The organism is Mycobacterium hackensackense (assembly GCF_025822555.1).
GTDB classification, from domain to species: Bacteria; Actinomycetota; Actinomycetes; order Mycobacteriales; family Mycobacteriaceae; genus Mycobacterium; species Mycobacterium fluoranthenivorans.
Map to the genome: position 1 here is coordinate 171,519 of NZ_JACKUC010000031.1, position 24,359 is coordinate 195,877.

At 59.9% G+C, this 24,359-nt stretch carries 16 protein-coding genes and 4 pseudogenes; 3 read left to right on the top strand and 17 right to left on the bottom strand.

What is annotated here, in order from left to right:
* Positions 1-74 precede the first annotated feature (74 nt).
* The 8 genes from H7J86_RS20965 to H7J86_RS33420 all read right to left on the bottom strand — a co-directional run bounded on the left by H7J86_RS20965 (position 75) and on the right by H7J86_RS33420 (position 8,294).
* The gene (locus H7J86_RS20965) at positions 75-458 is read right to left on the bottom strand and encodes a hypothetical protein (RefSeq protein WP_267293220.1); all 384 of its coding nucleotides are present in this window, start codon (positions 456-458) and stop codon (positions 75-77) included.
* Positions 459-868: 410 nt separating this feature from the next.
* Entirely contained in the window at positions 869-1,402 is a 534-nt protein-coding gene (locus H7J86_RS33630; protein WP_372517315.1) for a DNA cytosine methyltransferase, read from the bottom strand.
* Positions 1,403-1,471: 69 nt separating this feature from the next.
* Positions 1,472-1,819: a histone-like nucleoid-structuring protein Lsr2 gene (locus H7J86_RS20970; RefSeq protein WP_267293222.1), complete on the bottom strand. Its 348-nt coding sequence runs from the start codon at positions 1,817-1,819 to the stop codon at positions 1,472-1,474.
* A gap of 252 nt (positions 1,820-2,071) precedes the next feature.
* Positions 2,072-2,953 (bottom strand): glycoside hydrolase family 5 protein, encoded by an 882-nt coding sequence (locus H7J86_RS20975; protein WP_267293224.1) that lies wholly within the window; start codon positions 2,951-2,953, stop codon positions 2,072-2,074.
* Between the two features lie 405 nt (positions 2,954-3,358).
* Complete coding sequence (locus H7J86_RS20980) at positions 3,359-4,171, bottom strand: hypothetical protein (RefSeq protein ID WP_267293226.1); 813 nt, start codon at positions 4,169-4,171, stop codon at positions 3,359-3,361.
* 1,188 nt (positions 4,172-5,359) lie between these two features.
* Complete coding sequence (locus H7J86_RS20985; protein WP_267293228.1) at positions 5,360-5,707, bottom strand: histone-like nucleoid-structuring protein Lsr2; 348 nt, start codon at positions 5,705-5,707, stop codon at positions 5,360-5,362.
* Positions 5,708-5,982: 275 nt separating this feature from the next.
* Complete coding sequence (locus tag H7J86_RS20990) at positions 5,983-6,297, bottom strand: contact-dependent growth inhibition system immunity protein (RefSeq protein ID WP_267293230.1); 315 nt, start codon at positions 6,295-6,297, stop codon at positions 5,983-5,985.
* Positions 6,294-8,294 carry an RNase A-like domain-containing protein gene (locus tag H7J86_RS33420; RefSeq protein WP_267293232.1) on the bottom strand — a complete coding sequence of 667 codons (2,001 nt, stop codon included), beginning with the start codon at positions 8,292-8,294 and terminating at the stop codon, positions 6,294-6,296. The genes H7J86_RS20990 and H7J86_RS33420 overlap by 4 nt, the downstream gene beginning before the upstream one ends.
* Before the next feature lie 625 nt (positions 8,295-8,919).
* On the opposite strand from H7J86_RS33420, the gene H7J86_RS21000 reads away from it, so the two are divergent.
* Positions 8,920-9,189 (top strand): hypothetical protein, encoded by a 270-nt coding sequence (locus tag H7J86_RS21000; RefSeq protein WP_267293234.1) that lies wholly within the window; start codon positions 8,920-8,922, stop codon positions 9,187-9,189.
* A 71-nt stretch (positions 9,190-9,260) separates the two neighbouring features.
* On the opposite strand, the pseudogene H7J86_RS33705 reads toward H7J86_RS21000, so the two are convergent.
* Positions 9,261-9,368: pseudogene (locus H7J86_RS33705) on the bottom strand (MspA family porin); the annotation flags it as partial.
* 788 nt (positions 9,369-10,156) lie between these two features.
* Between H7J86_RS33705 and H7J86_RS21005 the strand changes: the two are divergent.
* On the top strand, positions 10,157-10,642 hold the full coding sequence (locus H7J86_RS21005; RefSeq protein WP_267293236.1) for a GNAT family N-acetyltransferase: 486 nt from the start codon (positions 10,157-10,159) through the stop codon (positions 10,640-10,642).
* 49 nt (positions 10,643-10,691) lie between these two features.
* On the opposite strand, the gene H7J86_RS21010 is transcribed toward H7J86_RS21005, so the two are convergent.
* The 8 genes and pseudogenes from H7J86_RS21010 to mobF form a co-directional block, all read right to left on the bottom strand.
* Positions 10,692-12,347, bottom strand: a complete 1,656-nt coding sequence (locus tag H7J86_RS21010) for a DUF5677 domain-containing protein (RefSeq protein WP_267293238.1) — start codon at positions 12,345-12,347, stop codon at positions 10,692-10,694.
* A 523-nt stretch (positions 12,348-12,870) separates the two neighbouring features.
* Positions 12,871-14,061 (bottom strand): hypothetical protein, encoded by a 1,191-nt coding sequence (locus H7J86_RS21015; RefSeq protein WP_267293240.1) that lies wholly within the window; start codon positions 14,059-14,061, stop codon positions 12,871-12,873.
* A 584-nt stretch (positions 14,062-14,645) separates the two neighbouring features.
* Positions 14,646-15,836: a restriction endonuclease gene (locus H7J86_RS21020; RefSeq protein WP_267293242.1), complete on the bottom strand. Its 1,191-nt coding sequence runs from the start codon at positions 15,834-15,836 to the stop codon at positions 14,646-14,648.
* Between the two features lie 501 nt (positions 15,837-16,337).
* Positions 16,338-19,688 carry a DEAD/DEAH box helicase gene (locus H7J86_RS21025; RefSeq protein ID WP_267293244.1) on the bottom strand — a complete coding sequence of 1,117 codons (3,351 nt, stop codon included), beginning with the start codon at positions 19,686-19,688 and terminating at the stop codon, positions 16,338-16,340.
* A 164-nt stretch (positions 19,689-19,852) separates the two neighbouring features.
* Complete coding sequence (locus H7J86_RS21030; protein ID WP_267293246.1) at positions 19,853-20,713, bottom strand: hypothetical protein; 861 nt, start codon at positions 20,711-20,713, stop codon at positions 19,853-19,855.
* 191 nt (positions 20,714-20,904) lie between these two features.
* Positions 20,905-21,297 (bottom strand): annotated as a pseudogene (locus H7J86_RS21035) (integrase core domain-containing protein); the annotation flags it as partial.
* Between the two features lie 231 nt (positions 21,298-21,528).
* Positions 21,529-22,008, bottom strand: a pseudogene (locus tag H7J86_RS33730) (AAA family ATPase); the annotation flags it as partial.
* Positions 22,009-22,499: 491 nt separating this feature from the next.
* Positions 22,500-23,384, bottom strand: a pseudogene (gene mobF, locus H7J86_RS33735) (MobF family relaxase); the annotation flags it as partial.
* 507 nt (positions 23,385-23,891) lie between these two features.
* On the opposite strand from mobF, the gene H7J86_RS21045 reads away from it, so the two are divergent.
* Complete coding sequence (locus tag H7J86_RS21045) at positions 23,892-24,089, top strand: helix-turn-helix domain-containing protein (RefSeq protein ID WP_267293248.1); 198 nt, start codon at positions 23,892-23,894, stop codon at positions 24,087-24,089.
* Positions 24,090-24,359 lie beyond the last annotated feature (270 nt).

A 24,359-nucleotide genomic window follows, 5' to 3' on the forward strand; every position in this document is an offset into this window, starting at 1 on the left:
CTGCGGCCACGGCGGCGACCACCCTTATACCGGGGCCTCAACGTGCCAGATCGGCCGACCGTCAGCGCCGGAGGTCATCCGGACAGCCGTCCGGACGTGGACTGCCGTGCACCTACATGACCTGACCTGAACGCGTCGAGCAAGTCCCCGAGAACGCGCAGACCAGCGGCTGACTCACGCGTGTCCAGCGACTCGGCCAGGTCCACCGCGACCGCCGAGGTGAGTACGTGATCGACGGCACACCCGGCATTCTCGGGTACCACCCGCACCGTCATTTCACCGTCGACGTCATCGAACAGTCCTAACGTCATCGCCCACGCGTCGAAGTCACGAGCCGGCACGTAGCCATCTGCTCCCCTCTGCACCGGGGTGAGGTCGAACAACTCCGAGGTCGCCTTGTCGCGCAGCGCGCTGACCCCTGAGGGCAGCAGTCCGGTGTCGTTGCCCCACCCCTGCATCCGATGAACTGTCGCGCGACGACGCGTCATCCAACACAGCTCAGAGGCACTGCTAACACGGAGTCGATGACGCAGCCGCGACAGCGCCGAGCCAGCTAGCCAATCGACAGGCTCGCCGCAGAGCAATGCCAAGGCAGCCCACGCCGTAGCAGCGGTCCACGGCCGGCCATTGTGACGACGCTGCTTGGCCAACCGGTGCACCGAGGCACCGTCTAGAAGTAGTGCACCACCCACGGTGCGGGTCACGGTGAGCTCACCCGCCCGGGCCAGGCGCGCGATCTGCCGCGTCGAGACCCCAAGGATCTCGGCACCGGCGCCCGCCGTCATCTCACTCACACATATATGGTCGCGCACGAGACCCATATTGACAATAAGTCCTGTTAGGAGTTCTGTTATTGCCGGAAGTCACGTCAGTTATGCCAGATCTCTGTGAAATGCGGCGGGAGCGCTTCCCCGATCATTGCGCGTATATTGGTGTGCCCAAAGCGTGCAAGCGTGTCCCCCCATTTGAATCCCACTGGAAACGTCTGCAGTAACTGACACTCAAGCGGGCTGAGGACTCGTGTCTGCCACGGATGAATCGTGCGGTCGCTCCCGATCCGGCCACTTGCCGTCGTGATAGTTGCGGCCGGCCGACCGGGAGACATGCGCGCGTAGCTTGACCGCCGGAAACCGGTGATAAGCCGGATGTTGCCGTCAGCCCCCCTCACTAATGGACGTGGAAGTAGCTGTCCAAAACCGAAACAGCTCACCGCCTCCACGTCCGCGGTCGTCTTCCCGCAGGCGGTGCAAGTTTCATTGGTCCAGGCGGAACCTCCGCTGCCGGGTCGTATGCCTGCCACCATGTCGTACCGTCGTTGATCCCAGACAGGAACGAAGTGCAGCGGGCGCTCCGGGTCTGCGGACAACTTCGGAGTTCCGGCGTCAAGTTTGGGCAGCGCCATCGTCTTGAGGGCGGACGCGAGGGTGATCGGCGCGTCGGCGTGGGTCGGCCGGGGAAAGGTAGCCAACCGCTAGCGAGCCGCCTCGAATGCCTCCACGACCTCGGCTTTTATCCGCCCCCGAACAGCCACTTCATACCCATTACTCCGCCCCCACTCTCGGATCGCCGCAAGCCGTTCTCGGTCAAACGACTCAGTTGCGCGAACTGATCTGATGCGACGGACACGGCTGCCGCTAATCCTGGATCCAGCCTCCACGTACGGCTTCAGTGACTTTTCGAACTTAGCGACATTCGAGTCCGAAAGATCAATCTGGTACTCGACTCCGCGTAGCGAGAACACGACCCGTTCACCAGTACCGTCTGGAATTTCAGAGCCATCAATGTCGTCGAACAGTTGGTGAACAACGCGCTCAGCCATGAGGAACTCCTTATAAATTCCAACTATTGGCCGACAACCGTATCAGTGCGCGCTTCTAGCAAAAGGACGACACTCCGCGGACATTCTTTCTTAACCCGAATGCCTAGTCCTGCAAAAATCTGGCAAAAGGCTGCGCATTTGATCATTGGTGGCCGCTCCTCGCTGGTTGGCGCGCACACCCACAGTAAGTTGGTTCGAGGGAACGAGCAGTGGGCCTCCCGGCTGGAGGCCCACTGCTCGTGTCGGTGCCTGCTACACCAGACCAGCGACCGTGTCGTAGTACGGCTGCTTCTGCGCGCCTGAGCTGTCCAGGATCCCGTAGGCCGCGCCATCGCCAGCGGTGTCTTGGTAGCAGAAGAACCAAGCGGGCGGGTTGGTGGGATCCTCATTGGCCAGTTGCCATGTCAGCCAGTTGGAAGCGTCAACGAGGCTGACGTCTGCTGGCGTGATGTAGCCGACCTCGGTGAAGGCCATCCCTCGGGTGTCTCCGTTGGACGCCTGCACCGCCTTAAGTGCGTTGATCTGCGCAATCCCAAACGGGTTCGTAGCCGGATCCGCCCAGGTCTGAGTATTCGTAATGCTGTAGGGGTGATAGCCCAAGAGGTCGTAGTCGCCACTCTCGCCGCCGGCGTACATGCCGTTGAGGAAGTCCACCGGCGAGTAGGTCTTGCCAATCGGAGACGTGTAAGTCGGATACGCGGCCAGCCCTCCCGAGATGATCGTTGATCCAACAGCTCTGATCTTCGGCGCCGCGGCCTTGAGGTACTTCACGTAGTTCGCCGGTGTGCCGATGCTGAACGCGAGAAGGTTGGGCTCGTTCCACACCTCGTAATACGGAAGGGCACCGAAGATTTCCACGCATTTGCCCACAAAGTTGCCGAATCCCGTGGACGGATGATTGAACGGGTAGTGGATGCCCAGGCATGGCATCGGGGTCAGGTTGCGAGCGACCAACGCATTGTTCACATTCTTGACTGGCGTGTAGTTGGTCGAGCCGAAAGGGTTACTCAGCAGGCCCCAGTCGACCGCGAATCGCACTGAGGTAAAGCCCATTGCAGCGATGCCGTCTAGTGTGGTGGCCAGATTGGCGGCCGACAACTGGCACAGGTTGCTCTGGTTGATACCGATGGTCACTTCGATTCCCCTTCTTTGGGCGCATTAGACTCGAAGCTGGCCGATAGCGGAGGATACTTGTTGTATTCTTCCCGCCTGAGCTCCTGCGGGGCCAGCCGATCTTCCAACATTGCAGGCGTTGGAAGTATTACAGGCTTAGTCCACCAGTCACGTAGCTTTTTGAACATTTCGTTTCCCCTCCTAAATTCCAAGAGCTTCTCTACAGCAGTTTCCATAGTGGTGCCAGAAAGCTTCGATGAAGTGACCATGAACACAAATTTGGCGACCGTAAACGACACTACCGCCTCAGGTCCGCCGAACGGCGGACATATCTGAGAGGACGCTGCTGGCATCGTCAAGGCATCCTGACAGCGCCTGGCACTAATTCGATATTGCCGTTTACACGGCCCTCCGGGGAGGGTCTTATTATCGCGTTTCCACCGGCCCAATGGGAACCGTCACGGAGTCACTCCCCCACGCCCAGGCTGAAGGGATGTAGGGCGGCCATTCATAGAATTGCTCGATATTGAGGGCCCTGAGCAGATTACCTAGTACCGTCTGGGCAATCACGTCAAAGATCTGGTCGACGCCGTGAAAGTGGGCAGCGGCGTTGGTTTCCTCAACGACAAAGTAAAAGGTGTGCGTGGAGTTCGGCGTGGTCGCCACCGATTCCGACGGCGTGTAAGTGTAGGTAAACGTGCCGTCCCCATGATCGGTCACCGCGGTAGTGCCATCTAGCGTTGTCGGGGTGTACTGAATGGTCAGCGGATCGCCATCGACATCAGAGGCGGTGATCTCGCCGGTGTAGGTGCCGTCAACGTTCTTGGTCGGGACGGAAATAGAGACCGTGGGGGCGGTGTTGTTGAACGTCTTCTTGAACCAGCTGAAGATGCCGTGGACGGCGTTCGTCAGTGGATTCGTGGAGGCCGTCACAGTCGCTTTGGCGGCGGCGACTGCCGATGTCGCACCTGCGGGCGTGGGATCCGCGTTGCCCCAGGGCACTCCGGGGATCAACTGTTGGGCACTCGCGCGGTCGGGTGCGGTGCCATCGGCATTCTGGGGCGGCACGGTGTAACCGGTGATCTTGGGGGGCGTTTTGAAGTACTGCACCTGTACGTGGTGCACGAACGACTGGATGGCCTGATTGATCGCCACTAAGGGATTGGTCCGTGCCGGAATGGCGCTCTGCGCCTTCACGGTCGGCGCCACCGAAGTCACGGACGCCGTCGGCGCGATCATCGGCGTGTGCTTTGGTGTGACGTTCGCTGTCGCCAACACCGGGCTGGCATCGGGCGGGGTGACAGTAGCTGGTTTGACCGCGGGAGCTGGCTTGTGGACCGATCTGATCGGCCGCGGAACCGTACTCTGCTCGTCCTTGTTATCTTCTACGGCTTCGGTTTTGGCTGCCGCACTTACGGTACTTGCGCTATTGCCCGGTCGGTGACGCGGCCCCTTCCGCGTAGGCGCGGTGACATCGGTCGAGTTTGACCGCGCGGGATTTGACGTAGCGAGCTTGTCTTCCGATCCGCTATTGGTCTCATGCTGGGCGGTGGTCGATGGGCTCGTCGTACCCCCAGATTCCTCGGTGCTGGCACTGGCAACGGCGGCACCGCTGGTCAGTGCAGCTCCAACGCCCAGTGTGATGGCGCCAGCGCCCAACCACGCCACGACTCCCGGTTTGACCACCTCAGCGCGATGCTGTCCGCCCACCCTCGTCCCTTTCCACCAAAATCAGAACTGTGCACAAGCTGAATACCATGCACCAGCACACTCAGGCGACAATTTCCACCACTATTCTGAAAGTGTTTCACCTCGATGATCACTACCGAAAACGCCCAAATCTCCTCGCCGCACGAATTTTTCAGTAGCCGACCGAGGAACGTCGACGAATAATTCCGGCGAATTTGCAGATCACAGGCTGCCATACGCTTGCGATGGCAAGCTGTCACCGATAGCTGGATGGCCGGAATTCCGATACACGTAGTCATCCGCGATGCCGGCGGGTGCGACCGTGCCCTCGGAGACGCATCCCCAGCGTTCGGAGACACCATGGCCGAGTGGTGAACTGTAGACGGCTCGACGCGTCTTGTCGCCGAGGCTTACCTGGACGACCGGAGGACGATCCTTGTACGGTTTCCCAACGGCGTCGAATGATGGTTCGGCGACTGTCCGCCCTCCATTTGGCAGGCATTCACGTCAGCTTCCAGGGTCAATACATTGCTGCCGTTCTAGAATTCGAACCAAACGGTAGGTGGAGCGATTAGTTGATAATGCACAGCGACCTGAATACCGCCAGTCGACCTACTCCCGATGTAGCCATCCACCGCGGAAATACGCCGCGCGCAGATCTGGATACTTCGGCTTACTGAAGCGACTTTCCGGCGAAGCCAAGGTCCATTTCACCGCTTCAGTAGACAGGTAGTGGAGCTAGTGAGCAGCCTCGAACGCTTCCACGATCTCACCCTTAATCCGTCCGCGCTCAGACACCTCGTAGCCGTTGCTCCGTGCCCAGTCACGAATCGCCGCAAGTTGCTCCTTACCGGTAGGACCGCTCGCTCGAACGGAACTGGCGCGACGCACACCTCGCCCGCGCAGCTTCGAGCCAGCCTCGACATAGGGCTTCAGCGCCTTCTCGAACTTGGCGACATTCGTCTTCGAAAGGTCAATCTGGCACTCGGTCCCACGCACCGAGAACACCAGGCGTTCGCCCGCGCCATCTGGAATTTCAGAACCATCGAGATCGTCAATTAGTTGACGTACAACTCGCTCGGCCATGAGGTACTCCTTCACTTATCAACTACTGACTCATCACCGTACCAGCGTGCAGAACTGGCAAACTGGAGGCGATACCGGATGTCGCAATAAGACTGATATTGCCCATTGGGATGCCCTGCGCAAAATTCTGCCGCGGTCCTTTCTAGACACCGATACCGATGAGCGGCAGACTCTCCACCAACAGGGCAGACCCCGGAAGGCTCAGCGACCGCGGTCCTCCGCAGGCGCCCATCGGGCTCTGCGCTAGGTCGTAGCTGGAGGGCCAACCGGATTCGTTATGTCACTTGTCGAAAGCGGGCAGCGATCCCCGCTAACCACGACGCGTATGTTTCTGGCGCAATGGCGACGTAGTAAGAGTGCCAGGCATCGAATAGCGCTCGCTTCAACTCCGATTCCGGGTGTGTCGCGATGATCTGATCGATTTTTGCCGCGAGCTTGGCTGCTTGCTCGGGTGACACCTTGTTTTCCGCCAAGTACTGCTCCACGACCTCCTGGCTGTCGTTTGCATCGAGTGACCAGTCTTCGTGAAAGTACGCTCCGAAGAACTGTTTCAACCTCGTCGATGTGTCGAAATCGTCTGTGCGCGTCATGGCTTCGGGAATCCAGTCAGCACACGAAAACCACCCGCACCATCGCCCACCAAGACGAGTCGGGCGGCTGTACCCGCCACGACGTCCTCCGTATTACGCATTATTATCAATCCTCCGTTGAATGGGGCGTCCAACTGTAGTCGTCCGATCGCCCCGCCTTGCACCCAGCTTTCGATTACAGCAGCGTTGTATTCGAGGACCGCGTTGGCGGCTGCTGAGGCCTCTTCGAGAGAGCCAAATGTCGATGCAGCATCCATTTTGGGATTTTCCGCCAGTCGGGCCGTAAGTTCTGCATCGGAGAGTCCGACGTGTCTGCTTAGGAGATGTCCACCGAGCGTTTCGCTGGTGGTGAGTAGCTGAGATGTGGCATCAAGCCTACCGATCTGAGTGACACTGCCGAGTGCGCCTCGGGAGGCTAAGGTTTCGGGGCCGAAAATGGCGAGTGGTGCCTGTTGGGCGAGTTGCGCGCTCATTCCTCCGGCGAAGTACGCCATATTAGGGGCAGCTATAAAGCTGTTGATTTGATCTACAGCGGGCGAGAGCGGATTAGTGACCTGCTGAACAAAACCTTGGGCGACGTTGCCCCAGGATTCGAAGACCCCAGGTGCACCTGGACCTGCCACGCCGAAGAGAGTCTGAGCACCTTCAATCCCGGCATCCCAAGTTTCACGGAAGTTTTCAGCGAACCCAGGTTCATACACCGCTTCCGTCGGGGCTGTTGCAGCCTGAGGAATTGTGCCGTTGGCGATCTGGGTGTTGAGCTGAGCAGCTCCAGCGACCACTTGATTGACCTGTTGGTCCATCTGAGCGGCCGGGACGCCGTCGTTAGCCATCACCTGCCGCAAGACCGCCAGGTCTTGCGGGCGCGGCATGAATGCCGGTGTCTGTGCTGGCGGCGGTTGCGTCGATGTCGTAGGTGGACTGGTCAGTGCCGTGGCCAGGTTCTCTGGGGTGACCCGCACGCCGGTACTGCCGCCGGAGCCGTCGAGCGCTACTTCCATCTCGTCCGGGTCAGCGGTGATCGGGTACACCGCGTCCGGGCGGGGCGTGATGGTTTGGGTGAGGGTGCTGCCCTGGGCGGTGAATTGGGTGGGTTGGGCGGTGCCGGTGGCATCGCGTGCCCACGGGGCCGAGAAACCATCACCGGTAGCAGTACCTGAAGCGTCGAGGATGGAGACGGTTTGGTCGGGATTGACCCGCAGGCTGCCGCCCTCGGGAGTGAGATTCGTGGCGTCGAAGTCGTATTGGGTGGGGGACGACGGGTCGGTGAGGGTGACCAAGGTTTGGTCGCCATCGGTTTGCCCGATGTGGGTGACGCTGAACCCGCCCCGCACCCCCTGCGAAGGATCCGATGATGTGGTGCGCGTGGCGCCGCCGTTGCGCCGCGACGCCGCTCCGGCGCCGGCCGCGGCCAACCCGACCACCAGCGCAGTCGCGGGCCCCGTCGGATCATTCGGTGCTGCCGGGTTAACTGTGGTGGTGGACTGCTCACCGGGGGCGTATTCGCCCTGAGCGGGGATGACAATGGTCGGAGTCTGCTGCTGCGCAGCGGGTGGTGTCGCCGTCTGTGCAGGTGCTGTGCCCTGCGGCGGCGAGGGCGGCTGGGCGGTGTTCTGCTGCCCCTGTGTCGGTGGCGCCTGCTGCACTTGGCTGGGCGCCTGTGCCGGCTGCGACGGATCGGCTTGGCTGGAAATCCGGGTGTTCACACTGCGATTCGGGCCATCGGCGGACCAGCGGTTGTTGGCGTTGGTCTGCTCAGTAAAACTTGACCCCGACCGCTGGTTGCCTGACTCGCCGCTCGATCCGCGGGCAGAGGATCCCCCACGGTTGCTGTCGTTGTTCGACTTCTTCTTGTTGTCGGCCTTCTTCTTTTTCTTGTTGTCCCCGGGTTTGGAGTGATTCCCGCCCGGTGACCCGGGTTTGGGGGTGGCCCCGGCCTGCGCCATGACTGTGGGATCGCTGCTGATCAGCGGCACCACCAGGCCCGCGATCGGCACCAGAAAGGCGGTTAGGCCCGCCGCCACACCGAGCCGCAACCACCGACCGCGGTCACCGACCGATCGGGCCGGCACCGCCCGGTGTCGGCCTCGGTATGCGCGGCCGGCAGTCGACACCAACGGTGAAGTAATCGCGAGCCCTGATGTGGGCCCCGCGGCGGCATCGGCGTGCGGCAGTAGTCCCTGGTCTCGCGATGCTTCGAGCAGCCTCAACCACGCGCTGATGGGTGCTACCGGGCAAAGAACCGTTCGATCGTCCGCGACGGCGACATGAGTGCTGGCCGTGTCGGTGGCAGCACGCCGACGCCGCGTCACAGCGCCTCCCGCGCCGTGACGATATGACCGGCTTGCCATCCCTGCACGTTCCAACTCCGCAGGTCAGACCGCGACAATCCCCCCATGACATCTCCCCCTCGACATCCAAATCGGAGTCCGTCAATCAGACGGGCTCTGCAAGGTGTAGTCGGGGGCGAACGCCAAAACCGAACGTCAGCGAACGGTGATCTAGCCCACAGCAACATCAGCGCCAATCGCGGCTACGCTTCGACACCACCAACACACGGTGGCCAGAACGTCACGACACCCAGACATCAACGGCCCACCGAACTATCGATTCGGGGGAATCATGCACTCAAGCGACAGCGCACAGTTTCAGTTCAAAGACTTCGGTGCGCTCTTGGCCGGCCTGGGCATGCTGGTCGCCGGCTTCGCCGTCATTACCGCGCTGCCCGGCTGGGTCACCCACTGGGGAACCGTCGCGGTCTACCTCACGTACTTCCTGTACATGTCCATCGCCGGACGCCTCTTCTGGAAAGGCACCGACGCCGCCTGGGCCGCGATCAAACCCCGCACCACACCCGCAGCGCCAATCACCCACGAACGCATCGACACGTAGCACCGAGCTGACAGCCTGTGTTCAGCAACACGCCCAACATTTGAATCGTCAGCGCGATCACCCACGCGCCAGAGGTCTTTCGGTTCGCCGTAAAGAGTTTGGGTGTCGTCATCGTTGTCGATACGGACCCGGATCGTTTAGGACCGGATCATCACCTGACCACCGCAACCATCGGATTCTTCCTGGGCGGTTCTCGGAGATGCGGGAAATTTCTCATTTGAGCTGATACACAATGACTTTGGGCCGCATCGCGTCTCGGCGAGAGCCGTCGTTTCCCGTCAGATCCGGCGCATACTCGTTGAATAAGCGATGGCAAATGTGAGAGCAGATCGCTGAGGGCTCGCGCCACCCTCTCGTCTCGAGCCACATGGCCCGGGCCGCTTGACCGGAAGGAGGCTTTTATGGCGATCCCGGTTCGGATCCGGGGAAGGACCTTCCGCGTGTGAGGCTGATTTAGCTGCACTAACTTTCTGTCTGTGCTGGTCAAAGCCTTGCGGATAGGCCGAATTGGACCCTCTGGAGCACCTGGTCTGAAAGTTTGGCCCTATTTTGGCCCCATAAAAATGGGGCTCAAACGAGCTCCGAGTGTCCGCACGCCGAGGGGGCGGTCGGGGCTAGGGCTCAAAGAACGAGTCGTCGGATTGGCATCCGTGCCACGATGTTCTGGCTCCAACTCGATGCCACCGAGCCTATGACCATGTCGCCGCTTTCGATGTCGTGCACAGAGTGTCTTGTCGATTTCGACCCGTTTCGGAGGGTTCTTTCCCAATTCGTTCCCAAATCGGAAGTCTTTGCGTTTACGTGTTAGCTGGCGGACGGTGGCGAGGTGGCGCGGCGGCGGCAAACACGCTCGATCTTTGCTGGCAGATTGCGCTGCCACGCAGGCGCTCCCCGGGGCGATCCGACCCGCGAACGGTGACCTTAGCGGTGCGCTCGGCCGTTAGGGCAGACTGAGAATGTGCCAGGAATGTCGATCCGACCGGCGCTGGTCGAAGAACTTAGGAATGCGTTGGACGACCGGCAGGCCCTCGAGGCTGTCGTAGGCCCTGTCCCCGACGGCTGGCCTGAGACGCGCGAGATGTTCACCTACGTGATCGAGCGCTTGGCCGAGCATCCCGAGGAGGTTGACTGGCGGGTCTACTTCTTCTTCGATGGGGATGGAGTTCTTGTCGGCTCGGGCGGCTTTCAGGGACCGCCCGATAAAGACCGAGTGGTCGAGATCGGCTACGAAATCGCCCCATCATTTCAACAGCGTGGCCTCGGTACCGCTGCTGTATCGGCTCTCGTCGAGCAGGCCAGGCGCAGCGGCACTGTCGGTACGGTAATTGCGCGTACGGCGACGGAATTTAATCCATCCGTACGAATTCTAAAGCACCTCGGGTTCTCCAACACTGGACTGGCGAAGGCGCCGGATTCTGATGACGATGTCTGGCAGTGGCAGCTCGACGTGTAAGACCCTTACACGGCCCAAATCGAATCTTCGCCCGCCCGGTCGGATTGGATCAGATGCCGCTCTCGGAATCTGAGGTTGCCGGACTCCACGCATCCTCGGGCATGTCAACTTCCTCAAGCCATCCGAACGCCGCTTGCACTGTGGAATCTGCAACACCGAGTATGTCCAGGCTCGCTCTAATGAGCCCGTAGAGGGCAATGAGCCAAGACCGTGCGATGTCATCGCTGCCCCCAGAGGGTAGGGACATGCTCGGGATTAGATGGCCACGGTGCAGGACATTGAGACATGGCTCCATACAGTGGATTTCAATCGACCACCATTCGGAGTGCGAGATGCCGCTCTGCATTTGGTAGGCGTGTCGGTATAGGTCAGCTAACCCGCATTCGTCGGCCATCTGTCTCAAGGATTTGCCGGCGAAGTTCGCGCTGATGTCGACGGCCCGGTGGTCGAGGACATCGTCGTTGTGACTTGCGTTCTCAATGACGGATACCGCCTGTTCGACGCCATTGACCAGCCAGTCGCTCGGCACTCCTTTTGCGAGCAACGCGTATAACTTGGCTTTGCCCGCGCCATAGTCCTTGTATCGCCGATAGATTTCCTCTTGGTTCTGGGTAGCCATCCAAACCAGCAGTATCCGATTCTCCACGAGGGTTCGGCCGACGTCCGAACCGTGCTCCGAGCACCAGAGATCGGGCGATCCAAGCATCGCTATTACCTCGCGCGCTGCGCGCGCAACTAATCCCGTGTGGACCTCTTCACGTGATGGGTCGTACAGTCTGGACGGACTTTTCTCCACCGCCTCGATATAGCTCGATGTCAAGTCCATTGCTCGCTGCTGGAAACCTTCGCGGAGCAGACCCGAGGACACGGATTGTGTACGTGGGGGTTCGTCGGAGGGAGTTGCGGCGGCATCGTCGACTTGTTCGTCGGGCCTCGTATCCCGCGCGCGCATGCAGCGTGTCGTCATCGAATTCACACCCCAGAAGATCTTCGAAAAGCGAATGCTCTCATTGAAGCAATCGCAATCACGGCCAAGCATTGCACCGCGCATGGCGCCCCACATCGCCCTTATGACGCAATCAGCCTCCGAAACTGTGGCTGGGTCGTTTGGGTAGGGCTGGAGGAGATCGACCGTGTCTTGACTAGTCGTGAGCGTCCCCGCCTGAACACGGCTCCATATGGCGATGCACTTGATGATCGCCTCGCGATGCCCATCAGTCATGGCCTCCAAGACCGCCGTGGCAAGTCGATTGATCTCAGCTTCACCTGGAGGTTCCATCGCCAAGCCAGTCAACCACTCAGCGGGTCTGTCTGGGTATGACGACAGCGTTCGGCGGACGCCGTCGGACAGCAAACCGAGCCTCGCCGCATGCGAGGTCACGACTTCGATCGCCTCGGGATTTGTTACCGAGAGTCGTTGTAGGCCTGAAAGACGTCCGTCGAGGCACTCGGCCAGGAACGCTGGCTCGGCACTTCCCTCAAGTTCGTCCAACACACGCCTCTGCCAGCGCACAAACTTCACTGCCCGCTCGCTGCCCAGTTCCGAAAGCGCTAGGACTGGCCAGAGAAGATCCGGTAGGTCGTCTCTCACCCAATCCCCGACATTGAGTAACCCAGTCGCCGCAAGCGGCGACATGAAAACTCTTCCGCGTTTCACGTGGCCCGCCAAAGGCCCGGAGTGCTGGTTCGGACGCGGCACGCTCATGTCGTGACCTTAACGCGACGCACCGACAACACGCGGCGACGATGCACGCAGCTCCTATACGAGCCTTGCGGATCCGTGACCGGACCGTCGCTAAGAACGACGAACACAATGGCGCACCAACAACGTATTCGAAAACACGGTCTAGAACAGGCCTGCCTGGAGTTGTGGCCGGAGGGCTTGAACTAGATCAATATTAAACCTCGGTGCTTCTCGGCGACGCTGACCGTCGCCGGGTCGCCATGCAGAACAACCGGTTTGACGTGCCTCACATCTCTGCGAGAGTCGCCGAATCCAGCTCGCACTCGTAATAGCATGAGCGATTGGCTCTATGGTTGTATGCCCAGTTCGCATCATCCAGGTTTCAGGTACCCGGTCTCGCTCGCCTTCTCAGCGTTCAACTTCTGCTAATCGACCAAAGCCGAGAAATCTAACCTAGGATAAATGCAGCTGGCGGCAAACGGAACCGTCGCGTCACGGGTCGATGCCGTCGAACGCTCAACCAACCCTCGAACCGCGCCGATTGTTAGTCATGCTCAGGGCCAAACAGCAACTCACGTAGGTCGACCGACAACGACTGCCCGGCCGCGTAGTTCGACTCAGCTTCGATCAACACACGGTTGCCGGGCAGCTCTTCGACAGCTGTCGCGATCATCGCGATCGCATCGTCTCGACGGCCATCGAGAGCTAGGTGCTTTGCAGCCTCCGCAGCAAGCGCTGCTCGGAACAGATTCGGTAACGGATCTGTGCGGGCATTTGGACGGCTGACGACGTTATTTGCCACCAAATGCTCGAACTCTGCTGTTGCCCAAGGCGGTTCCTCACCCGTGACACATGCAACCACAAAGCTTTGCATGCTCGGCGCCTCCAGCTCTGGCACATACTTTTCAACGAATGACTCGGCGTCGGGCATTGCCTTCTCGGGCACTATAAAGCGATTCCAGAGATAGTAGATCGCAATCATCGAAAGGCGCGGCCCACCCTGTAAGCTCGGCGCCAGAACCTCAATCCGCGAACAAATCTCGCGGAGATCAGCTTCGATTGGTCTGGTCGCGCCAGTGTTGTCAGCGTAGTTGCCACGAGTCGGGCGAAGAGCCTCTAGCAAGACATCAACGACTCCCTCGAAGTATCGTCCAGCGGAATCCTTTGAGAATCCGTCAGCCGATGAGACCCACAGTTGAGGCGCGAGTTGCACCTGCAGTATCCCGGGAATCGCGGATCGATACTCGAACGGCTCAACGTCCTCAGTCGAGGCTCGGCGGACGAATTCACGAATTACGCAGTGCGACAGACGATTTAGGCCCTCGATACTGAGCATCAAACCTTGGCCGGCAGGATCGACTGACTCTGCACCGTCGCCAAATGCCCACGTCTCCGGTCGCAGATTCTGAAGTTCATGCACGTTGCTCGACCTAATGTTGTAGGCGCGACCAAGAGCCTTCCTGAGGTCAAAGGCTGACATAGGGCGGATCGCTTCGACGGCGCCTTCACGAAAGTAGTACGGAGTCAAATGGCTAAGCACGAAATCTATAAAACGGCGCCTCGCTCCAGCCCTTTCGGCCTCAAGAATCGCCGCTTGCACCTTGGCCCTTACGTCATCGTCAAGCCCGACAAGGGTCGGATCGATGACGTCTCGCTTTCGCTGATCGAGTGCGTCCCACGGCAGCAGCGAACCGCTGTCGCGCGGCGCTAGGGCTTCCAGCGAGGCGACCATCATGGTGTAACTGAGCGTGGGGTCGTCCGCTACTCGTTGACACGCACTGACAACTTGGCTGATTGCACGCATTGCTTTGATGTAGTTGGACCGATTCAACCCTACGATCTGCCGAACGAAGTGCGACAGATCCTCAACGTCTTGACTTCGAACGATTGCACGATAGTCACATGTTCGCCGAAGTATGTGCGCGGGGCTTGATCTGGGAGGATCCCCCATGTTCGCCGGTATCAAGCGGCGAACTAAGTCGTGGTTAGCGCTGAACGTCGCATTCAGGGCGAAGGACAACACTGTCGCCAGATCGTCAAGCAATTCATCACCGCTGGTAGCCGCGTGAAACGCGTCTCTGCCGTCTGGCTCAACGGCCTCCAACCTTTCAGTCAGACTAACGGCAACCGTACTTATCTGATCCGTGTGGGTCGACGGATATAGCGTGCCCACCCTTAGGTCTATGCGCGGCATGTGTAAAAAGTCGGCGTTTGTGTACAGAACGCGCTGATGATGCGTGACGTACCATGGGACGACCGCTAGATACTTACCCGTCGAAATCTGCAGCATTCTGTTGCCCCTTTTGCGCCCGTTCAACCTCAGTCAATGAGCCCGAATTCCGCGACAACGGCTGGCCACTTGCGAAGGAGAGCGTCGATTTCGTTGGACGACCAGAGCTCAATGTCAGGACGTCTTGCGGCGCGGTTGTGGTCATCGACCCAACGCACTGCCTCCTGTGTGAACGTTCCGGTGGTCGCCACAATCAGACATCGAATCGGCTCACCTTCCCACAGCGGAAGCTTGCCGTGTACGAGGTCCGAGATTTCCGTCGCGCTGACACCCTGAGCCGGTCGATGCTTCGCCTGCACAATTACGCGCTCGTGCCGTTCTGAAACAAGGCCGTCCACAATTCTCCGATACGCCTCTATGTCTCGGCCTGCGTCTGCGGCATTTACGTTCATAAGACGGCGAATCCGGACGTAGGTGCCGGACTGCTCCAAGAACCGGGCAAGGAGTCGTTCGAACCCGTCCGCATCAATACGATCCCAATGAATCGTCGCCGACACCCGACTCGATCCGACGTTTGTGAGCTGCGCAAGATCCTCTACATCGACGAAGACTGGATCGTCGTCGTCGTACAACACCTGTTCGAGGTGTGGACGGAAGACGGGCCAATCCAGTACTGCTATGTCATGTAGGTCATGCGGCTGCGCAAAATGCAGATGTCGGTGTAGGTCTACCTGACGTGGGCCACCCTTTAAGGATTCACCGAGCAGCCGCTCAAGCTCGTGAACCGCCTGCTCGATCGCCATGAGGATCGGCGCGGCTTGAGCTTCTGGCAACTCCTGATCGAGATCCACGGGCACTGAGACGAGGAGCGTGTCGACGGTACGAACTAGCTCTTCGCACCGGGTTCGCACCAAGCGCCGGCGAGCAGCCGCTAATTTGTGTCGATACCGGTGTGCCTCAGTCCGAGGAGCGGCGACAGTGACTTCGAAGGCACGAAGTCCGTCCGGATCGTCATTGTCTAGGTAATCAAGGCGAGCCTGGCCGATTGCTGCATAGTCGATGATTTGAACCACCAACTTCCAGCCATGGATCGCTGGAAGACTGTTCGCGATCTCAGTCCAATGCTCCCCTAGCTGCGTGTACGCGATGTCGTTATCGCTACCCGCCTCGAGGAACGGACCAACCGGCACTAACTCCTCCATGCGCGTCCACACACGATCGAGCTTGTCGAGGTTAAGCGCCACTGCGTCGTAAGCAGCTAGCGCAGCGGAAAGATCCATCGCACCATTCTGATGGACTATCCGGTCCGCATGCATCCCCGCATACGACAGCTCCCAAGCCGAATGCCCGACTGGATCCGGCAGGCCCACGCATCACTTCTCAAATAGTTGCGGACCTGACCCCAATTGAGGCACTCGCTATAACGCATATTCGCCGACGACGAGCGGGGGGGAAATATGTTGTCGATTCCGGGCGGTACGACACAGTGCCGCCGTGACTCGAACGTTCCGAAACGAGCAATTCTCCGAACGCCCTAGCCAGAGGCATTGTGCTGAGAATAGCTGCGCTAGAGGCATTTTCGGCGATATCTTCGCCTGCGTGCGGGCCAGACGAACACAACGACCACGTTGTTACCTTCCGTCGACAATTGCGAACAACGCCCAGCTCGACGAGCCAGCCTCTTCATCATCCGCAGCCGGGGGCCGCGGATGCGGGCCGCTCGTTGGAGGCGAACTTCCGTTCCTCAATCGATACCCGTCTTCTGATTTGCGGGAAGTTAGTTAACCCGAGGGGCCACCTTCAGGTTCGGTCTCGGATGTCGTGAGGGACACGCGCAGGGTTACTTGCGACATTTCTGTTACAAGTTGCAACGCCAATTCCAACCCAGTGTCGATGATCGACTGAACGTCTGCATGATCCTGCGAGGCGACTCGCGCAATCAGGTCATTGGCGGCGTACACGCATAGGGGCGCTGGCTCAGGTTCATCGCGGGCACGTTCGAGCGTCAACGGATCGTGATGGCCCTGAACAGGCAAAGCTGATGTGACGTCAACCAAGTCGACCGTCGTGGCACCACTCTCCAGGAGCGCCTTCAGCAAGCTTCGACTTCGAACTCGCGTGAATTCCAGAAGATCTAGTGCCTCTGATGCTGACACCCCGTACGTATCACGCCAACTCGAAATTCCTGTCTCGGCTAGCCACGAACGGATGTCTTCGCGCGTCGCCGGCGTCTCGGCGGGCAGGTGCGTGGCAACGCTGTGTGCTAGTCGGCGCGACCTAATTCCCGAACTCATCAAAATCAGTGCCGGCAAGGAATCGACCCCGTAGCGGATATATGTGCCCAACTCGGGGCAGAAGCGCGCAAGTACGTCTTGCTCCTCCAAGCGCGCGTTAACGCATTGCACCAAAGCACCAACCGTCCACGACAAATAGTGCTCAAACTGCTCCGTCACAGCTCCAACCATCTGCTCTACTCGCCAAGCCGCAGGGGTCGCCGCAGCCAGGTGTTGTCCCGCCATCTGCGACAGAGACAAACCCGATAACCAATCCTTGAGAAGGGCGACAGGCGAGACCTCTATCTCCTGACCCTTCGCCGTCGTGAGGAATCGCCAGCGCGGAGCCTCGGGTAGATTCAGAAGCGCGTCGAGTATTGGCGGAATCCTCACTGCGACATACGGGTCGCCAACCTCGGGCAGAGTCCCCTCCACCTCTAGGCGCGCGATGTTGTTGGCAAGGCGAATTGCTAGACCGTCAATAGTCCGAGCGGAACCCACAGACGTTCCCGTCCGCGGCCACCGCCGACGCGCCTCCGGGTCGCTGCGTGCGTAAGAGCTGCGCACCGCCTCAGCAACTCGGATACATGCGGCCCGAGAACTGTCCGATTGTGAAGCAGCAAGTGTTGCATCGACGAGTTGCTCAAGGTCCAAATTGTCTGGGTCGATGCTGACGGACTCACCCACCGCGAGATAGTTCCAAACGAATCCGACAAAATCGGAGGCGATATCGTCAGCCGTGAATACCGCATCAGCATCGTCTCGGATGCGGACCTCTAAGTCGGCAAATGCTTCGAGGGCGCCCTCCGAAAGCAAAGCCGACGTGATCGCTAGAGCGTCAGGGTCTGGGTTCAGAAGCTCAAAGTCTTCCTCGGTGGGCTCTGCTCCGCGCACAAGTACGATCCATCCCTCGGTCTCCCGACCTGCTCGACCCGCCCGCCCCATCGCGTTCACGAGTCGTGCTCCGCGAAGTCGGGTGTCCTCCGGTTGACCGGGGAACGGTTGGTCGTACACGACGACAGTTCGCACCGGAAGATTGACACCCTCTGTAAGCGTGGAAGTGCACGTCAAATATGGAAGTACGTCGTTACGGGCAGCCTCTTCTAGAGCCTCAAGCACCTCGATAGGCAGTCGAGCATGGTGGAAGCCAACACCACGGCGTAAGACGCCTACGAGTGGATGCTCGTCACCAATCTGTTCCCGCACAAAATCGATAAGCGGCGCAAGGGCAGGAAACTCGTCATCAGACCTATCAGCAATACCGCGCGCGAGCAGCTGCGCTTGCGGCCGCGTCGATGTGACAACCAAGACGGAGCCGGCGTGACCGAGCGCGGTGATCATGTCGCTTGCAATCTCATATTGCTTCGTCGATAGACCATTGTCAGTCGGTAGATTCTTTTTTCGTGAATTGCCATCGGTTGACTTGCGGACGATGCGCCAATCAATGTCATCGCCCGTAACGAGCGACGCTCTTTGGCCATCCGCCATCCGAAGTCGGATTTCTCCACTGAGCTGCGTTGTATGGCGGAACTTCCAAACGTGGCCTCTCGTCTTTTCAGTCTCCGTCCTGGACCAATGGGCTTTCGTTGTGAAGGCTGCGTGCAAGCGCCTTGGGCCGCGCCAGTCAGATTCGTATTTCAACGGCGCACCGTCGGGTGATAGCCACTTCGCGATACCACCGACATTGCCCATCGCTGCCGAAATGAGGACGATCTTGTGTTCGCGGTCTCGAGTCAGGATTTGAAGAAGTGAAATTACCGATTCAAGAAGGAAGCCGCGTCGAGCCTCCTTGAGAAGCTGCGCTTCGTCGATTATGAACATTCCGAATCGATCCACCACGTCTCCTGGATTGTGTCGGAGCATGTGACCGAGCCGTTCCGGGGTCATGACCTCAACATCAGGAGGATTGGTGTCGGGCTCGAACAGATCCCATATCGTCGGGTAGTCGGCTTGTTCCGAGCCAGCCTCTTTCTGGAGGATTCGAACCCGACTACTCATTGCTCGTCGGACCTCCCTGCCGAGGCTTCGCGTAGGCGTGACATAACACACGCTAGAGTCTTGATTTGCCAGGTGCGCGACTGCGAGAATCTGTGCCAACAGGGTTTTTCCGCCACTAGTAGGGACTGCCAGCACGATCCTCCGAACATCAGGATCCAGGGGCGAAGGCTCGCCTGAAAGCAACTTCCGTTGTGGTTCCCATAACGTCAGAACTGGAGGAGTGCCGACAGTAAACGCTTGCCGAACCAAATCCGACGTTGTTCGCGGTAAAATTTGGGGGTTCCATAATGACCCAGCTTCGGCCTCACCCGACAAGTTCAAAAGGTGAGCTGCTACCCAACGTGCGTTCAGATCGCCGGGACCTGCCTGCCCACTCGCAGCTGCGAGCAGTCGCGAGTTACCGCCTTGCAATCTTGCCGTCCGACCTCGCGCGAAATAAGTGAGTAAATCCTCGATACCCAATATCACCATATGTGTCGTACCAAAAACTGTCGTTGTCAGATCGGGCAACTCTGACACGCGTGCTATCTCAGCAAGTTGCCGACGCCACGTCCCGAGCCATCCGAATAGGGTTCGAGTTTCGAAGCCCAAAAATGCCAGTCCTGCTTCAACGGCGACGGTGTCAATATGATCGAGCACCGGAATGTCAATGCGGATATCTCCACGCAATCGGTTCATAATGGCCGTAGCATTTGGATCGCGCCCCCCGCGACGATAACCGATCGCCGCGGCAAAGCCGAAAGATAGTCGATCGCTGACATTTAGGTCCTCGCCAGTCAAGGCGAGATCAAATATATGAGCGCTTACCAGAAAGGCTTGACGCTGTCTCGCTAAGGTATACCGCCCCCGTGCCTCACTCACTGAGGCAACACCATGGAGATACCACGCTGAGTCTAATAGCGTCTGTGAGATCGTAGTTCTCCGTAGTAGAAGCTGTACCTCGACCTCGGCCAACAATCGCTGCAGCTCGTCGGCAGTGGGCAGGTTCGTGCGACCGCCAAGTGCGCCTGTCAATAAGTTCAGATCTAGAGCCCGCTCCACACGATTTCCTTCACCCGGTCCGCAAAAGATGGAAAGTCTGGAATCGCGACAACGATCGCCTCGCGTTGGCCAGGGTCAGAGTATTCAGGAAATTGTTTCAACAGAGATTTAAAAGATGCCTGGTCGCTAGGGGCCTTTTCCGACGAAGTGCCTACAGACACGCCCACGCCGGAGCGGTCGCTTCGGTCAAACCACAATTCAACAATGTTCGCGTACAGGTCGCCGAGCGCGCCCTCCTTGGCGACTGTCTCACAACCGGCAAGTTTCGCGAGGTACTCGTGGCCGCGATTTCTCAATTGCTTGCTCGCACGTCGAATCGTTGCGCTAACTTTTCCGGCGGCGTCGTGTTTCTTTATCTCCCAGAGTCGGAATACGAGGTCCTCTTCCGGCGGCATGTTTCTGCTGTAGATAACCAAACCGTCGCCGCCAGGTTCCAGTGGATCAGGTTTTACAGAGTGAGCTCGCAAAAGGCGTCGACCGTCCCTGCACACGAGCCGTTCTTCCATCAACCGATTCCAGATCAGCTCCGCTACGTGTCCTTGCACGTGATTTTCGTTCGGGGTCGTACCAGGCAGCTTGAAACCGATGCCGACATACGCTTCCAGGGCGGATTTTTTCGACCCTATTGCTGACGGCCCGCCATCACGTCGCGTTCTCCAGCTCTCGAAGGCAGGAGAGTTTCCGCACCGTATGCGCATCGCGTCTTCAGCTAGCAACTGGGCCAAGCGTTCGCGGTTTTCGTCTGTAAGCTCCGCGCCACCGATTGCATACTCAATCGACGACTGGCTGTCGCTATCGACCAGGCCGAGCATAGACGTGGCCGAAACTGCCTCTTCTGCCGGCACGCGTGCCATCCTCTCTCGTAGCGAGCATTTACGGATGGTACGTGCTCGCGCGAACCAAATGACCAAAGTTGCATGCGTCGCCATGCAGGTCGCGCACCTTATTCAGGGCGGTCGCTCAGACGCTGGAGCAAGTACCAATAATCCGGCGATTTGACGTGTTGCGCGCCATTAATTCCCGCCTCTACCGCGGACTAGCTGTGATGTCCAGGGAGGTTGGTCAGTCGGGTGACCGGTGGCTGGCCTCCGAGGGCGGAGTGGGCTCGGTGATGATTGTAGGAATGCAGCCAGCCCGGTAGGGCGGCGTTGCGCTGCTCGGTGGATTCGTAGAAGCGGGCGTAGGCCCAGCCGTCGGCCAGTGTGCGGTGGAACCGCTCGATCTTGCCATTGGTCTGCGGCCGATACGGCCGGGTGCGCTTCGGTGTGATGCCCAGGTCGGCGCACGCGTCGCGCCAGGCATAGGACCGATAGGCCGACCCGTTATCGGAGAGCACCGGGTCCGCATGTTGGGTCTGGTCCGTGGCGTGCAAGACGCTGATGGTGGGGTCGTTGCGGCGGCTGAAGATCAGATCGCCGACAGCGATCTGATGTCCAAGTGCAGCGGTCACGACTGGCGCGTTCGGATCGATGGTCTCCCTGTGGATGCGTTGGTTTAGCGCGTCGGCCATCTCCTTGGTGTCGCACACGAGCAAACTGTCCTTCCCGGCAGCAATGTCACGCCGATAGGCGGCCAAAGCATCTGTAGCCATGGCGAATTCATCACCGGCATGAAGTCGATTGTTCTTGCGATACCACTCGATCGCGCGCCGCACTGGGGCGGGGCCGCCGTCGCGCAACGCGAGCGAGGCGGCGCGCTCCTCGGGGTTGCGCATGCGCCACACTGCCGACAACTTCTGTGCCCAGGGCAGGTCGGTGCAGAGTTGGGCAAACATGCCGCCGCGGGCCTTGACCGGGGCGAGCTGGTGCTGATCGCCGACGAGGACGGTCTTGGCGCCTGCCCTCGTGGTGGCTGCGAGCAGGCGAAGTAGGTCGTCCGTGCCGACCATGCCCGCCTCATCGACGATCAACAGGTCGCTGTGGCTCAGAGTCAGGGTGTGGTTGTCGAGCTCGTGCAGAGCTTTGGCGATGGTGTAGCCGGTGTCGCCGGCGCCTTCGCGGACCGCGACATCAACCGCATTGCCCGTCGGCGCCAACACGAGGACCCGGCTATCACGGCGGCGACGCGCCATCGCCGCCAGCGCACGCATCGAGGTGGTCTTGCCCGCTCCAGCAGGGCGCTCAGCGGTTGCACCAACCATGGTGAGACAGCGATGTTTTCCACTGCGCGTTGTTGATCCGGCGACAAGCCGTCGATGTCGCTAGGCAAGCCCCACAGTATTGACCGGGGGTCTTGGGCGTCGACGAGATCGAGCACTGCGGCTTCTTCAGCCAGGATCAGATCGAGCGTGAACCGCTCGTGGCCCTCCCGCTCATGCGCCTCGCGCGGCGCTGTCAGCCGCACCGCGATCTCATCGACCGCTTCCTCGACCAGCTCGCGTGGCGAGCGTGCAGTGTCGACCGGAAGCTGAGCGCCGATGACCTCAATAAGGTCGGCACGGGTGAACGCGGCCTTCTCGATCATCGCGGCGGCGTCGGCAATTCGGTGGCGGTCGAACCGCGGTCCATTCGCGTCGAGGCGGTCGTGACGGGCCCTGCGATGGGCCGCCGAATCAACCGCAATGCCACGCTCGTCGGTGCGCCACCCAGCGCGCAATTCCACCCAGGCAAGTTGTTCGGGCTTGCTTGGGCGGGTGGCCTTTTGAGCCGCCGCGAGCTGCGCTGCTGTCAGTTCACCCTCGTCGTTTACGACGAGGTTTCCGGCGGCCCACTCCCGCAGTTGTGTGGAGCGTTGCGACCAGGCGGTGATGCTGCTCGGGTCGATGCCGGCCACTTCTGCCATGCCAGTTCCAGGATCGACGGGCAGTCACTCATAGCCCAACGATTGATGCAGTTCGCGGCGCAGCGTCGCCTGATAGATGACGCCGGCGGCCTTGCCTTCGTGGTACAGCGAGGTACCATCGATCGACACCAACACACCGTCGGCGCGAGCTTGCCGGTTGGGGACGATGACGTGGGTGTGCAGGTGCGGATCACCGGCCCGAGAGGTCTCGTGCTGGTAGGCAATCGCCACTAAACCAGGGAGCCGAACGAGGTCCTTCTCCCCCGTCGCCGGGTTGTGCATCCGGGTGTATCCGGCATGAGTCGCAAGGCATTCCATCGCCTCAGCGATGGCGGTCGTGTGGGCGTCAGCGATCGCCTTATCAGTCACGTCGTCGGCACGGATGGCTCGGATCAGCGACACCGACTTGGGCGCGCAGCACGTCAGATCGAAGCCGTGCACACTGCCATTTCGGAACCCGCGGCCCGACGCGCTGTTGGGCGATTCTCCGCCGACCAACCACCGCTCGACCACATCGGTTTTGGCCTGTCCTCCCGCTCGATCGAGGTCCGATAATCCGACCAATTCGGCCGCGCGGCGGGCGTCACCGGCGCAGAGCCAAACGGGTGCGCGGGTGTCGTGTTCAGAGTAGTACTCCCCCAACCCGCCGCCGGCCTTCTGAGCGTCAAGAGCAGCGCGGGCGGTGTCGTTGTAGTAGTTGATCGACCAGGCCGAAAGTTTGGCAATCGTCAGCATGTTGATCACCTCTCGAACCCGAGATCGCCCGGGGCTCAAAGCCGCCGGGTGGCGAACGCAACGTTCGCTACCGCCAATCTCGCACACCCTTGTGCAAATGTGCCAGTGCAGTATTTGGGGATGAGAAGTATGGAATGGGTTGATGTAAGTGTAACGGGGACTGTGATTTTGGGACGTGATGGTATGTAGTGGTGGTAGTTGGAAGACACCACAGAGGGGTGGCGAAATGCGTTGAGGAAACGAGGCAGATGGTGTTGCCGGTCGCGGGCATGCGCGAGAGACGTGTGCGCGGCGGTGGAAGTGGATGCCGCTGATGAACTCCGGCGCGAATTCTCTGCATGAAGCGTCAGTAGGGGGACTTACAGTTGTGTTAGTCGGCTCGATGGATGCCACACCGGGGCGATCATCCCGCCCGCTGCGGTGCACACCGTTAGGGCATCAATCGCATAGCACCTGCTGGCCGCCTTTCGACGTCGGGCAGGGCCCCTCGAAAGGTGATGAACGAAAATGGAAGACAGCGTATTCAACAACCTGCCCTTCTTGCTGCCGGTTCCACATGCCGCTGAATTGTTGGGTGTCAGTCGCGCAGCCGCGTATCGACTGGCGGCTTCGGGCGAACTGCCGACCCGGCGACTGGGTGGCCGGGTGTACATCGTGACCTCTGGCATTCGCGAACTCGTTGCGTTGCACGTTGAATCTGCCTGAGTACCCGCGTGCCAGGCTGGCGCGAAGCCGTAAGCATCCGCCGCAACGTACATCTCACGGATGCTTCGCCGAGGTCTCGGCAGGGCGATCATTTGATCTGGAGACTCGATGAGGAACGACCCTGACGGGACGCCACTGAAGCGACCCCGGCGCAGCGAACCGATCACACGCCGCACCGCCAAGAATGGCGCGGTTGCCTACACCTTCCAACTCGATATCGGCGTCCGACCGGACGGATCGCGCGAACGACAGCGCTTCACCTTCCCACGC